Here is a 13,193-nt window from a genome sequence, read left to right as displayed (position 1 = left end):
AGAAATCAGGCTTCATAAATTATTTGTTCGACCTGCAATTCAGTTTTCGTTCAACAGTTGTTGAACGAAAACTGAATAGGCAACGGAGAAAATAATCCATGCGAATGAACGTCTTATTTGCAGTGAATAAGATGCTTATTCATTATGATAACTCCACCGTCGGGTTATGGACAGTCAGTCCACCGTCTACGACAATTGTTTGGCCGGTGATATAACGTGCGTCATTCGACGCCAGGAACGCGATTGTTGCAGCAACATCTTCGGGTTCTCCTAGATATGGTGTAGCACATTGGCCGAGGAATATATTACGGACATCTTCGTTCAGATTGTTTAAGGCGGCGGGGGTAAGAACCAGTCCCGGAGCTACGGCATTGCAACGGATATTTTTCTTTCCCATTTGGGTGGCGATATATTTCGTCAGGTTGATAACCCCCGCTTTACTGGCTCCGTATAACGTGCCGTTGGCATCGGCGGTCAGTCCGCTTATCGAAGCTACGTTGACAATGTTTCCACCGCCGTTGGTTGTCATAATGGGAATGACCTGTTGGGACAGATACATCGTACAGCAAAGATTCAAGTGGAAAGCCTCATCGAAATAGTTGATATCCAGCTTTTCAATATTCAGGTCACGTTTGGGGTCGGTTCCGCCTACGTTATTAATCAGTACATCTATTCTTCCATATTCATTCATGGAAAAATCAATTAACTCTTTGCAACTTTGAAGTTCGGTAGCGGAGAAATAGACGTGGCGTACGTCTGCTCCTGCATGAGTGAGTTCGGCGGCAAGCTGTTCGGCTCTTTTTTCAGAATAATCGGCGATGACTACTTTGCCGCCTTCAGAGACAATGCGGCGCGTGGTTGCTTCGCCAATACCACCGGCGGCACCGGTGATGACTACTACTTTATTATCGAATCTGTTCATATATTGGGAAATTTGATGGTTACCTTCAGTTATAAACAGATGGCGGAAGAATTTGTTAGACTGCGTAAACTCTCTTTAATACGAGAGGACACCCGATTCGAAAACTTTTGCATCTCGTTCAGTTTTTCGCCCTGATTATTTAAGAAAACTGTTAAATGTTAATGCCAGGTCGCTTATTTGTTAATGCGCTCCCGATTCTATTAAACCATGTTATAAGATAGGCTGCTTTGCCCTGAAAATTTGGAGATATGCAGAAAGTCCGTATCTTTGCAATGTGTTTTTCATAGTATTAGATTTAAGGTTAACAAAAGATTGGCTGTCTGGGATAGATAGCCTTTTTTTATGCCTGTACGTTTGGAAATAGATACAGAATCTTAAAACAATGAACATTGATTATCCCGCAGACTTTTCATCTCCCGTTCTTTCACTACATCATCTTCAGACAAATGTCCGATAAGTAAAGGGGAATTTTTATCATGCTTCTCCATATTATATGCCGCAGTATTATAATTGCCTTTGATGGCATAACAGTCAATGCATCCGTTGAGACGGGTTGAAAAAAAACAAATGATACCGGATGGGAGGAACATGTTGTTTCTTTGAATTATGATTGTGAACGAATATGTTAAATGTTAACGTGAAAAGTCTGAATTGTTAACGTGAATCGGAGAGTATTAAACCGTGTTATAATATGCCCTTATTTTACTCTGAAATTTGCTATTTACCCGAAAGATAGTACCTTTGTAATGTGTTTTTTTCATAAGTATTAGATTTAAGGTTAACAAAAGATTGGTTGCTCGTGATGAGTAGCCATTTTTTGTTTTTATACGTCGATGATTGTTTATTCCTTAATTATCGTCAACAACATCTTAGACTTTTCTGCTGCATATAGTTTTAAAGCACTTATCCGATATGCATTGTTTGTCTATAACAAAAAACGATTTTTATTGTTATAGTACGAAAGACTTAATAAACTGAACATTATGAAGAAAAGAATCTTGTTTTTGGGAGCACTCGTAGGTGCTTTCTTATTGGTTTCCTGCTCGGGTGGAAGCAAAAAACAGGCTACGTCCACGGTCACTCCCGAAGAGTTGGATGATGCCAGTAAGGTGATAAACTATTATCATACGTCTCTCATTGTGTTGAGACATGTAGCCAATGCGAAAGATGTGAATGCTGTGTTGGGATATATGGAACAAAACGGAAAAGTTCCCGAAGTTGCTCCAATCGCACCGCCGGAAGTTTCTGCAAGGGATACTGCGGAACTGATGAATCCGGGTGCTTATTTTAATGAGGAAGTTCGTCAGAACCTGAAGCAGAATTACAAAGGCTTGTTTACCACACGGGCACAGTTCTATGCCAATTTTGATAAATTCCTTTCCTACCGTCAATCAAAAGAGACTGCGAAAGCTGCCAAACTTTTGGAAGAGAACTATCAGCTTAGTGTAGCAATGTCCGAATATAAACAAGTGATTTTTGATATTCTAAGCCCTCTGACGGAACAGGCGGAAAAGGAACTTCTGGCTGACGAGCCGCTGAAAGACCAAATCATGGCTATGCGTAAGATGTCGGGCACTGTGCAAAGTATAATGAATCTCTATTCCCGTAAACATGCGATGGACGGCATACGGATTGACGTGAAAATGGCAGAATTGAAAAAGGAACTGGAAGCCGCAAAGAAGCTTCCTGCCGTCACCGGATATGATGAAGAACTGAAGAATTATCACAGTTTCCTTTCTTCCGTAGAATCGTTTATGAAAGATATGCAGAAAGCAAGGGACAAAGGTGCTTACTCGGATGCGGATTACAACTCAATGTCCGATGCCTACGAATACGGTCTTTCTGTTATCTAAAGAAACAGCTTCCTGCTATCCTGCCACTATTGGCATGATAGCGGGAGTTATTGTTAATAATATTTATATCCTATATAAGAGAATGTCCCGTTTTTACAATACATTATCCGGCAAATTTTCTACTTTTGCGGTTGCAACTTGAAAAAACGGTTGTAACTTAAAAAATAGAAAGTCTGTCGTATGCAATCATTCCAAATTGTAACCCCTGTTTCCGTATTGGCTCCTTATATCCGGCATTACTGGATATTGCAGGATGATGCGACGGCCCCCGTTTCCGAACGGACGCTGCCTGTTGGTTGCATCCAGCTTGTGTTTCACAAAGGCAAGCGGCTTCTTTTGCAGAACGAATCACGGTTGCAACCGCAATCGTTTGTTTGCGGGCAGTCGGTCGGCTTTTCCGATGTGGTGTCTACGGGCAGGATAGAGATGATAACGGTTGTCTTTCAGCCTTATGCGGCAAAGGTACTGCTTCACATTCCCGTCAACTTGTTTCACGGGCGGAATGTACCTATGGATGAGGTGGAAGACACCGGACTCTCGGATTTGTCGAAGCAGGTTGCTGATACTCCCGACAATACGGCTTGTATCCGTCTGATAGAACAATTCTTTCTCCGTCGCTTATATTCTTTTTCCGAGTATAATTTAAAGAGGATGTCCGCTGTCTTTCAGGAAATCAACAGTCAGCCACAGATTCAAATTTCGCAGTTGTCCGAAGCGGCTTGTCTGAGCAGCAAGCAGTTCGGTCGGATTTTTGCCGATTATGTGGGGACAACTCCCAAGGAGTTTATCCGTATCGTACGTATGCAGCGCGCGTTATTCCTGTTGCAACGGAATCCGTCTGTCCCTTTCGCCCGGCTTGCCTATGAGTGCGGGTTCTCCGACCAGTCTCATATGATAAAGGAGTTCAAGCTTTTTTCAGGCTATACGCCTGTCGAATATCTTTCTGTTTGTGCTCCTTATTCCGATTATTTCTCCGAAATTTAGAAGATGTCCCTTTTTTCCTATCAGGGCTTGGCGGGTTGCCCTACTTTTGCAGTGTCTTTGCAAAGGCTTAGTAGTAACCATAAAAAGAAACAAAATGAAAAAGTTTATTGCATTTTTTGAAATTCCTTCTGTTGATTTTCTCCGGGCTGTTGATTTCTACGAAACGGTGTTGGATGTGCAACTTCCGGTTTCTGAATGTGAAACAGAGAAAATGGCGTGTTTCATCGAAGAGGGGGAAACGGTCGGATCTATTTTCTACGCACCGGACTATCTTCCTTCGGAGAAAGGGGTGATTATCTCTTTTCATTGTGAAGATATTGTCCGGACATTGGATAAGGTTCTTCAGAAAGGTGGAAAAGTCGTGATTCCCAAAACGAAAATAGAAGTGGAAGGCAGAGGATGGTTTGCCCTGTTTGCCGATAGCGAAGGGAATCGAGTGGGGCTCTATGCCGACAAATAACAGATAAAAGAGAGGAAGATTATTTGTACGGAGTAATTGCCATTCGTCAGGAATGGAAATGAGCTGAGTTAGTGCAGGTGTACTGTGACAAAACGGTACACCTGCATTTTATACTTCTTATTTCGTTTTATTCCACCGGAATATAAATCTCCGTCAGCAACTCTTCGGGAGCTGTATCACGGGGATTGTTCAGATAGCGTTCGGCACTGGCCTCGTCACGCAATGTACATTCCATTTCAGGAAGGTATTTCGCATAAATCGTATCATATACGGCTTGCAGATTGTCGTACGAACCTTTGTAAAGGAAGATGGCATAACGTCCGGCAGGGATTACTTTGAATCCGATGTCACTTTTGGGAGTCACTTTTGCCGGCACGACCATACATACATCTGTACGGAGTTTGTCGGCAGGTGTCACTTTCGGATCGTCGTGATAGATACAGAGCGGGCTGAAGTCCCCCATCGGCAGCTTGTGCTCCTGGATAAACTGGAATAAACGCATCCATGTTCCGCAGTAGTCGTTCAGTTTGTAGTCTCCTGACAGGCGGATATAAATCACATTCCGTTCGGGTACATTCTTAATCTCACTTGTCAGTTCCAGGTCTGGCCTGATAATCGCTGGTTTCATAATTACAAAGTTTTTATTGTTTCGATATTCTAAAGGTGAAATGCCATAAAACTGTCTGAACACTTTCGACAATGAAGAGGGAGATGAATATCCGATGCGATAGGCGATATCGGCAATCGGAATATCCGAGTAACGGAGTAAACGTGCGGCAGCTTCCGTCCGCGTCCGGACAATAAACGTGCCAACCGGCTCACCGAGAAATGCTTTCATTATCCGGTGAAAGTAAAAAGGAGAAAAGTTTGAAATTCTGGCCAGAGATTTTAAATCAATCTCTTCTCCCAAATGCCGGTTGATATAATCTATCACGACATTCACACATTTCTGATACTCCTCTTTCGTTGTCTTTTTCTGTTGCATAACTTGTTTTTGGTATTTCACTTCGCAAAGGTATTGGTAAAAAAGGGAACTAACTTGTCCGATATTGCTAAAATGCAGATTTTCTATTTCTTATTCCTTTTCCCATTTGTTCTGTTTTGAGAATTTATCTTGATACTTTTTGTGCTTTTCTGTGGTGTTATAGTGTGAAAATTGACCGGATATTTAACCGTTGGGAGTGAAAAATGTTTTGATGTTTTAAATAATGTCAAAACCTAAAATAAAAACCCTTTTTATGTTACAATCTATTATTAAAATCACTATATTAGAACCGAATTATTAATAAAAATAGCCATGGATAAAACAATTGTAGGGAAGAATGCCGGAAAGATTTGGTGTGCCCTGAAAGAAATTGGTGAAATTTCGATACCTGAATTGGCAAGAAGATTAAACCTGAGCGTTGAAAGTACAGCATTAGCCGCCGGTTGGCTGGCACGGGAGAACAAAATTTGTATCCAGCGAAAAAATGGATTGATAGCCTTATCCGATGAAAGCGCTTTTCCATTTAATTTTGGATAACTGCTGATTTTGTGAGTAAATGTCTTCGGGTTTTCATAAACTTATAAGTAAGGAAATATCGGTACAAAGTATTATAAGTTGAATTTGAATCTGAAGAGTTTTTATATTTAAAAGAGTCGCTCTGTTATTGAGTGACTCTTTTATTGTATAATAGCTATGGAACAATGTTGCTGTTTTTCTTACTATAAATCATCTACTAATGCCATACCACATTGTGATATAAAGTAAGATTTATTATCTTTGTAGCGTAATTGATTGATAAACCAACAGTATTCATCTATTTATGAAACTCTGTATATAGCTGCGCTCAACGAACAGCATACTTTTTTAATAAGGCTGTTCAGCTATCCGGCAGGCAACTTTCCGCCTGCCAAAGAGTTTTATATCCATTTTTATAAACTTACGAAACTGTGTACTGCTATGGGAATGTGGTATGCCGTATCGTGTTATTTTTAAGTTGAGCGATGAATTATACATATAAGCAAATATGGCTTATCAACTTTCCTGTGATGATGAGCATACTCATGGAACAATTAATCAATATCACCGATGCTATCTTTCTGGGGCATGTGGGAGAAGTCGAACTCGGAGCGTCCGCACTTGCCGGAATCTATTATTTGGCCGTTTATATGTCGGGCTTCGGATTCAGTATCGGGATGCAGGTGATGATTGCCCGTAGAAACGGAGAACAGCAGTATAAAGAGGCAGGGCGTACCTTTTTTCAAGGATTATATTTTCTGTCAGGGTTGGCAATCATCCTTTGCCTGCTGCTTCACTTTGCCTCTCCCTTAATCCTGCGACAGTTGATTACTTCCGATGAAATCTATCGGGCAGTGATTCAGTATCTGGACTGGCGTAGCTTCGGACTGTTGTTCTCATTTCCTTTTTTAGCTTTACGCTCCTTTCTGGTAGGGATAACAAACACCAGAGCGTTATCCGTAGCAGCTATTACAGCTATCTGCATCAACATTCCTTTTAACTATTTACTAATTTTCAAATTGGATTTGGGTATATCAGGAGCAGCTATGGCTTCTTCTTTAGCAGAGCTTGGAGCCTTTGTCATGCTTCTATTATATATGTGGACGAAGATAGACAAAGTGAAATATGGATTAAAAATAGTCTACGACAGGAAGTTATTAATGAAATTATTAAGACTTTCTGTTTGGAGCATGCTCCATGCCTTTATCAGCGTTGCTCCCTGGTTCCTGTTCTTCGTAGCTGTCGAACATTTGGGAAAGACAGAGCTTGCTATCTCCAATATTACCCGTAGCGTTTCTACCGTTTTCTTTGTGATAGTCAACTCTTTTGCATCCACTACCGGTTCATTAGTCAGCAATCTGATTGGGGCGGGGCAGGAGAAAGAACTTTTCCCCGTTTGCCGTAAAGTTCTTAAATTGGGCTATGCCGTGGGACTTCCACTGATAGTTCTAGCTCTTTGGGGCAATCAATGGATTATCGGATTCTATACGAATAATGATTATTTGGTAAAACTGGCCTTCTGTCCTTTTATAGTCATGTTGTTGAATTATACATTTGCATTGCCCGGATATGTTTATATCAATGCTGTAACGGGTACGGGAAAGACACGGCTTGCATTCGTCTTTCAGTTAATCACTATCCTGGTGTATCTGATTTACCTATATCTGCTAAGTGAATATTTCCATGCTTCCCTGACTGTGTATATGACAGCAGAATACCTGTTTGTCATTCTCTTGGGAATACAATCCGTTATCTACTTAAGGAAGAAATCCGGCTAGAATATGTACTTTTGCACTTTCAATGCTAGATACATTCTCAAAATGACTGAAGATATAAAGAATAAACTTTTGATGTGTGCGGAGATTTACCATTGCGCAGACTTTATAACAAGCGACCCAGTGCAATTCCCTCATCGCTATTCGCTGAAACAGGATATTGAAGTCAGTGGCTTGCTGACCGCAATTATGAGTTTCGGCAATCGCAAACAGATATTGAAGAAAGCGGACGAGTTGCACAGACTAATGGGGGATTCGCCTTATCAGTATGTGCTGTCCCGTCAGTGGGAGGTCGATTTTCCTTCGGGGGACACTAATAGCTTTTATCGTATGCTGTCATATGCCGACTTTTATGGATATTTCCGGCGATTATATGCAGCCTATACACAGTTTGAAAGTCTGGAAGAAGCCTTGAATGCGTACTCAGGAATACCGATGGAAAAGTTGTGCTCATTCCTTGAAGTATCCGCTAAAAGTCCTCAAAAGAAACTCAATATGTTTTTGCGTTGGATGATTCGCCGGGATTCGGCCGTTGATTTTGGAATTTGGAAAAGCTTTGATCGCAAAGAACTGATTGTACCTTTGGATACACATGTCTGTCGGGTAGCCCATTATTTCAAGTTGACGGATACAGAAACCTTCTCTCTGAAAAATGCCCGGCAGATAACGGCAGCATTGGCAGAGGTCTTCCCAGATGATCCATGTTTGGGCGATTTTGCCTTGTTCGGATTAGGGGTGAATGGGGAGATTTAATGCATAGCTTGATAGAATCAGAATTTTTGGTTATAATCGGAAAAAACGTTTTTACTTTATCTTTTTTCGATTATAATCGAAAAAATGCTATCTTTGTGGGAAAGATTCGGTTATGGACGAAAAATGGAAGGCTTTAGAAAAGTATAATCTTTGGAAGGGAAATACCTATCAATTAGGATTAGAAAGGAAATCTTATATAGATAAGATTTATACTTTTGTAGGAAATAGTTTGGTAAAGGTACTTGTAGGACAACGACGTTCTGGAAAGAGCTATATTCTCAGACAAATAGCTTCAAAGTTGATTACAGAACGGGGGATAAATCCTAATAATATTCTATATATAAATAAGGAGTATTTAGAGTTTGATTTCATCGAAAATTATAAGGAGCTAGAGAATCTATATCGTATTTATCGAGAAAGGCTGGCTCCTCAAGGAAAGGTCTATTTGTTTTTCGATGAAATTCAAAATGTGGAAGGATGGGAAAAGTTTGTGAATTCTCATTCGCAGGATTTTATTGAAGAATGTGAGTTGTTTATTAGCGGTTCGAATTCTAAAATGCTTTCTAGTGAGCTTGCTACTCTTTTGTCAGGGCGATATGTTGAATTTCATATTTTCCCTTATAGTTATTCTGAATATTTGCAGTTGACAAAACAAGATGCTGGTCGGTTATCTTATTTGGCTTATTTGCAGAAAGGTGGTCTGCCCGAATTGTATAATCTGCCTACGATAGAATCTCAGAAACAATATGTTGCTTCAGTGAAAGATACTGTTTTATTGCGTGATATCGTAAAACGTAAACCTGTCCGTGATGTGAAACTACTGGATGATACTTTTATTTATTTGGTTAATAATGCATCAAACTTATTTTCTGTCCAAAATCTGATTAATTTCTTTAAGTCTAAAAATCGGAGAGTAAGTTATGACACATTATCTAATTATTTAGGTTATATAGAAGAGGCTTTTTTAGCATATAGAACAGAACGGTATAATATAAAAGGGAAAGATGTAGTAGCTGGTAATTGTAAGTATTATCTGAATGATTTGTCCTTTAAGAATTTTCTCTATCCGGGATTTTCTTATGGTGTGGGGTATTTGCTGGAGAATGCAGTATATTTGGAGCTTCGTCAGTCGGGATATTCTGTATATGTGGGTTCTATTCGTGATAAAGAAGTTGACTTTGTTGCGATGAAGGACGATAGAGTTATATATCTTCAGACCACTTATATGTTGGAAACGGAACAAACAATAGAACGTGAATATTCACCTTTACTATCAATAAATGATAATTATGAGAAATATGTTGTTTCTTTAGATGAGATACAGCTCCCCTCTAAAGAGGGAATACGACATATTCAGGTTTGGAATTTGAATGAAATTTTATAAATAATCGATTATATTCGGAAGAGTCGATACAAAATTAATGGGTAATGGAGCAAATTCTCCAATCTGTGTCTCCTTTCATTTGGCAGAGAGAAAAATAGAATATCCTTTCAAAAATAAAAAGTAGAAGTTATGAAAAGTCCGTTTACAGGTGGTGACGCTGTATTGTGATTGTGTCATGAAAAACAATCATTTGAATTTCGAAAAGACAATTTTGAGATAGTATATCATTTTTATAGATGTAAGGATACAAATGAAGAGTTTACTACAACTGAACTTGATCAACTGAATATGAATCAAGTTTATAATTTGTATCGTCAGAAATATGCAATACCATTTCCAGATGAAATAAAAAGGGTTCGGGAATTATATGGTATATCTGCACTTCGTATGTCTAAACTTTTAGGTTTCGGAGATAACCAATATAGAAAATACGAAGAAGGAGAGATGCCTAGTGTGTCTAATGGAAAAATGATTTCAGATTTGAAAGATTCTCATTTCTTTTTGGAAATTCTGAAACTTGCTCAAAATCAGTTTCCCAATGATGAGATACTTAAAATTGAAAAAAGGGTAAAGGAACTGTTATTAAATAATTCCTGTTTTGAGAATAAAATAAATGAATTTATATTTCACAACCATTTGTCTTTACGTTCAAGTATGAATGGGTATGCTTTTGTCATTCTCGAGTAGGTTAAGCAGATTATTGTCTTTTTTGCATCTGCATTACAAGGAGTTTTTGAAACAAAACTAAATAAATTATTATTTTATTCTGATTTTCTTTCCTATAAGAAATATGGTAAAGGTATTAGCGGGTTACAATACCAAGCTATAAGTTATGGACCTGTTCCTGTACGTTATAGTACTATATATGAGAACTTGGACGGATTAAAAAAGGAAATCATAAATTGGGGAAATGGTTATTCTGGAAGTATAATTACAACTGTTGAGCAATTTGAACAGTCTTTATTTACAATTGAAAAATTAGAGGTTTTACAATGTGTATTAGCTCATTTTGAGAAGAGTAAGGCTAATGAAATTTCAGAAATGAGTCATGCTGAGGAAGCGTGGCGCCAAAATGAAAAACAGCATAGCTTGATTGATTATAGTTATGCGTTTGATTTGAGTCAGTTGTAATGTAAGCACCCTTTAGTACCCGTATAATATAGAATTACAATTTTATACGGGTACTTACTGGTAACTTATAATTTAAGTCCTGAAGTTTTACATTTACACAATATTATAGAAAGTCTCAATTAGAATACTATCCTTCCTAATCAAATATCCATTGTGAAGCTCTGCTCCAAATTATATTAAGAATTACATCAGATCTTCTATCTACTAAATCTTTATTCCAAGTATCATCTGGTGTTAATGAAGATATTGAGGCAAGATGTTTATTGAAATTGCAGCTTTTCAATAGATTTATTGTTGCTGTATTGAGTTCAATTTCTAATTCTGCTGCTTTATTTTCTATATTGCTGATTTTTAATGGGTTTGTTTCTGCTACGCTTTGATAATATAAAAGTTTTTCCTTCCAACCTTTATTCCCAGCTGATGAATTTAAATCTTGTGGAAGTAGTGTTAGATTACCAATAGCTTGATAAGATTCTATTTGAGGAGTGTACAAATCCTCATTCCACATTCTATTTTTATTCGTCTGCGGTGCAATATGCTCAATAGTTTTTAAATCACTTGAAATCCATTTCTCTACACATAAGTATTTGGAGCTCCCTTCACGTCCAATGGTCATCAGTCCTCTATTTATTTCATCTGGAATAGTATCATGTGCAGCAATCAAAAGAGCCAAACGGATAACATCTTTACCTGTAGTATCATACTTCAGATAGTTTTTAGCTTTGTTTTTCCATGCATCTATTGTTGCAATATCTTTTTTCACCATTATCTCTTTTACATACTCCTTAACTTTCTCAACAGAAACATTCTTGTTTTGTTTAAAAAAATCTCGATATGTGGAGTCTAAGCCAGAATTAGAGAATGCAGATCGCCATAATAAATAATATGCAGCAACCGTTTTTACAAGATTAATAAAGGATTCAACTGAATTTGGAACTTCTTTCAATACATTACTATACATACTTGCAAGCATTGTAATCGCCATTTTATGATTTGATGCTTTCAAGAATAGAATAAGCATTGAAGCTAAATCAGCATCCACAGAAGAATCAATAGCAGGGAATAATGTATGATCTTTGCCGTCATATTTCAACCAATTTTGATAAAATACAGCATAGTTCCCCATCTTCTGAACGAAAAGTTCTTTTTCTTCAAGTGTGCTCAAAGAAGAATAAGCATTGTTTAATACCTTTCGTTGATAACTGAAGTGTGTAGACATTGTTCTACCATCATAAGCTACGAAAAACGATGTTAAATAATCATTTGTGCGTTTATTCTTTTGTTGGGCCGTTGTTGCATCAGATAGAAAATTCTCTACTTTTTTAAAAGATTTATCACTCTCGGAATCTTTAAACTGACGTTCAGTTTCACCATCCACAGTGTTTACAACAGTTGGCTTAAATGTTTCAATAGCAGTAAGAGGCGTACCTGTAGCATTTAAGGATTGAAACATATCAAAGGCCCAATCGTCATCAGTGGGTTGAATTATAGTAAAACAACATCTATCCAGCAAATAATGACATACAGAAAGAGTTTGTACCAATTCGCAAAGTATATATGAATTTGTTTTTTTATCTGTAAAATCTTTGCTTTTAATGATTTGTACCAGATCAGGACGTTCAAATTCCCAAAGTAAATCTTGTGAAAAATTTTCAAGAATATTTTCAGCCGTTGCAAATTCATCATTATTATCTTCATGAGCAACAGACACAACTTTTTTCAACCATGATTCAATCCTTCTACCATTTTGATACAATAATGTGTTTCCATACTTCTCTTTTGATAAACAAGGAAAAGATGTTTTATCTGAATATGCTTTGATAAAATGACCTAGATAATTCGAAAGTTCTGATTTATAAGCGTCATCAACATCATTGGCTCTCGTCCAATAATCTTTTGCACCACGAATGATTTTAGGCTTTAACCTTGGTGTACCACGACCTAAATCAAAACTAAATACAGGTAACAACTTTTGATCAATCCAAATACTGCAAATCTCATTAACCTGTTCATATATAGAATTATTTGATTTTACTTTATTCTTTATTTCCGTTAATCGTTTTGTCAATAATGTTGCCATCAATGCAATTGTAGAAACTCGTTGTTGACCATCAATCAATTTTTCTATTCTTGATGGGACAGCTTGTATTTCAACTGGATAGATATGGTTTCTATTAGGTTCAACTACTGTTATAATAGTACCAAGGAAGCGAATTTCTTTATTATCATCAGTTACTTCTCTTGAAGCTATTCTTTGTATTCCTCTAGTTAAATCTTCCAACAGTTGTTCTATGTTATCACTATCCCAACTATAATCTCGTTGATATAATGGAATATACAATCCTTGTCCTGATTGATTTAGGAAATCCAAAACACTTCTATTTTCTGTCAGAAATGATTTTTCTATATTTAACACTGCCATATTCGTAT

12 protein-coding genes are annotated in these 13,193 nt (G+C 37.7%); 9 read left to right on the top strand and 3 right to left on the bottom strand.

Going from position 1 to position 13,193, the window contains the following annotated elements:
- Nucleotides 1-142: 142 nt before the first annotated feature.
- A complete protein-coding gene (locus AB5443_RS04130) occupies nt 143-922 on the bottom strand; it encodes an SDR family NAD(P)-dependent oxidoreductase (RefSeq protein ID WP_022137956.1) in 780 nt (259 codons plus the stop codon).
- A gap of 983 nt (nt 923-1,905) precedes the next feature.
- Between AB5443_RS04130 and AB5443_RS04125 the strand changes: the two genes are divergently transcribed.
- The 3 genes from AB5443_RS04125 (at nt 1,906) to AB5443_RS04115 (ending at nt 4,219) form a co-directional block, all read left to right on the top strand.
- Complete coding sequence (locus AB5443_RS04125; RefSeq protein WP_022137955.1) at nt 1,906-2,775, top strand: hypothetical protein; 870 nt, start codon at nt 1,906-1,908, stop codon at nt 2,773-2,775.
- A 180-nt stretch (nt 2,776-2,955) separates the two neighbouring features.
- Nucleotides 2,956-3,759, top strand: a complete 804-nt coding sequence (locus AB5443_RS04120) for a helix-turn-helix domain-containing protein (RefSeq protein ID WP_277134046.1) — start codon at nt 2,956-2,958, stop codon at nt 3,757-3,759.
- Between the two features lie 94 nt (nt 3,760-3,853).
- Nucleotides 3,854-4,219 (top strand): VOC family protein, encoded by a 366-nt coding sequence (locus AB5443_RS04115; protein WP_277134048.1) that lies wholly within the window; start codon nt 3,854-3,856, stop codon nt 4,217-4,219.
- A gap of 127 nt (nt 4,220-4,346) precedes the next feature.
- On the opposite strand, the gene AB5443_RS04110 is transcribed toward AB5443_RS04115, so the two are convergent.
- The gene (locus AB5443_RS04110) at nt 4,347-5,204 is read right to left on the bottom strand and encodes a GyrI-like domain-containing protein (RefSeq protein ID WP_044656377.1); all 858 of its coding nucleotides are present in this window, start codon (nt 5,202-5,204) and stop codon (nt 4,347-4,349) included.
- 312 nt (nt 5,205-5,516) lie between these two features.
- Between AB5443_RS04110 and AB5443_RS04105 the strand changes: the two genes are divergently transcribed.
- The 6 genes from AB5443_RS04105 to AB5443_RS04080 all read left to right on the top strand — a co-directional run bounded on the left by AB5443_RS04105 (nt 5,517) and on the right by AB5443_RS04080 (nt 10,763).
- Nucleotides 5,517-5,741, top strand: a complete 225-nt coding sequence (locus AB5443_RS04105; RefSeq protein WP_022137951.1) for a winged helix-turn-helix domain-containing protein — start codon at nt 5,517-5,519, stop codon at nt 5,739-5,741.
- Between the two features lie 464 nt (nt 5,742-6,205).
- Complete coding sequence (locus AB5443_RS04100; protein WP_277134051.1) at nt 6,206-7,498, top strand: MATE family efflux transporter; 1,293 nt, start codon at nt 6,206-6,208, stop codon at nt 7,496-7,498.
- A 42-nt stretch (nt 7,499-7,540) separates the two neighbouring features.
- Complete coding sequence (locus tag AB5443_RS04095) at nt 7,541-8,248, top strand: TIGR02757 family protein (protein ID WP_277134053.1); 708 nt, start codon at nt 7,541-7,543, stop codon at nt 8,246-8,248.
- Nucleotides 8,249-8,360: 112 nt separating this feature from the next.
- Nucleotides 8,361-9,632, top strand: coding sequence for an ATP-binding protein (locus AB5443_RS04090; protein WP_277134055.1), 1,272 nt, complete (start codon nt 8,361-8,363; stop codon nt 9,630-9,632).
- A gap of 288 nt (nt 9,633-9,920) precedes the next feature.
- Nucleotides 9,921-10,319 carry a hypothetical protein gene (locus AB5443_RS04085; RefSeq protein WP_277134057.1) on the top strand — a complete coding sequence of 133 codons (399 nt, stop codon included), beginning with the start codon at nt 9,921-9,923 and terminating at the stop codon, nt 10,317-10,319.
- A 9-nt stretch (nt 10,320-10,328) separates the two neighbouring features.
- Nucleotides 10,329-10,763, top strand: a complete 435-nt coding sequence (locus AB5443_RS04080) for a Panacea domain-containing protein (protein ID WP_346348308.1) — start codon at nt 10,329-10,331, stop codon at nt 10,761-10,763.
- Between the two features lie 136 nt (nt 10,764-10,899).
- Here AB5443_RS04080 and AB5443_RS04075 read toward each other — a convergent pair whose 3' ends face one another.
- Nucleotides 10,900-13,185, bottom strand: a complete 2,286-nt coding sequence (locus AB5443_RS04075; protein ID WP_277134059.1) for a DUF262 domain-containing HNH endonuclease family protein — start codon at nt 13,183-13,185, stop codon at nt 10,900-10,902.
- Nucleotides 13,186-13,193: the final 8 nt, after the last annotated feature.

This window comes from Bacteroides sp. RTP21281st1_H5_RTP21281_210402, assembly GCF_040918965.1.
In the GTDB taxonomy this organism is placed as follows: domain Bacteria; phylum Bacteroidota; class Bacteroidia; order Bacteroidales; family Bacteroidaceae; genus Bacteroides; species Bacteroides congonensis.
The sequence above is the reverse complement of the archived record's forward strand: the minus strand, read 5'-3'. Positions and strand labels throughout refer to the sequence as shown.

What these genes read in the sequence shown, in the direction of transcription:
- AB5443_RS04130 (WP_022137956.1), bottom strand. Translation starts at nt 922, where the DNA reads ATGAACAGATTCGATAATAAAGTAGTAGTCATCACCGGTGCCGCCGGT.
- AB5443_RS04125 (WP_022137955.1), top strand. Translation starts at nt 1,906, where the DNA reads ATGAAGAAAAGAATCTTGTTTTTGGGAGCACTCGTAGGTGCTTTCTTA.
- AB5443_RS04120 (WP_277134046.1), top strand. Translation starts at nt 2,956, where the DNA reads ATGCAATCATTCCAAATTGTAACCCCTGTTTCCGTATTGGCTCCTTAT.
- AB5443_RS04115 (WP_277134048.1), top strand. Translation starts at nt 3,854, where the DNA reads ATGAAAAAGTTTATTGCATTTTTTGAAATTCCTTCTGTTGATTTTCTC.
- AB5443_RS04110 (WP_044656377.1), bottom strand. Translation starts at nt 5,204, where the DNA reads ATGCAACAGAAAAAGACAACGAAAGAGGAGTATCAGAAATGTGTGAAT.
- AB5443_RS04105 (WP_022137951.1), top strand. Translation starts at nt 5,517, where the DNA reads ATGGATAAAACAATTGTAGGGAAGAATGCCGGAAAGATTTGGTGTGCC.
- AB5443_RS04100 (WP_277134051.1), top strand. Translation starts at nt 6,206, where the DNA reads ATGAATTATACATATAAGCAAATATGGCTTATCAACTTTCCTGTGATG.
- AB5443_RS04095 (WP_277134053.1), top strand. Translation starts at nt 7,541, where the DNA reads ATGACTGAAGATATAAAGAATAAACTTTTGATGTGTGCGGAGATTTAC.
- AB5443_RS04090 (WP_277134055.1), top strand. Translation starts at nt 8,361, where the DNA reads ATGGACGAAAAATGGAAGGCTTTAGAAAAGTATAATCTTTGGAAGGGA.
- AB5443_RS04085 (WP_277134057.1), top strand. Translation starts at nt 9,921, where the DNA reads ATGAATCAAGTTTATAATTTGTATCGTCAGAAATATGCAATACCATTT.
- AB5443_RS04075 (WP_277134059.1), bottom strand. Translation starts at nt 13,185, where the DNA reads ATGGCAGTGTTAAATATAGAAAAATCATTTCTGACAGAAAATAGAAGT.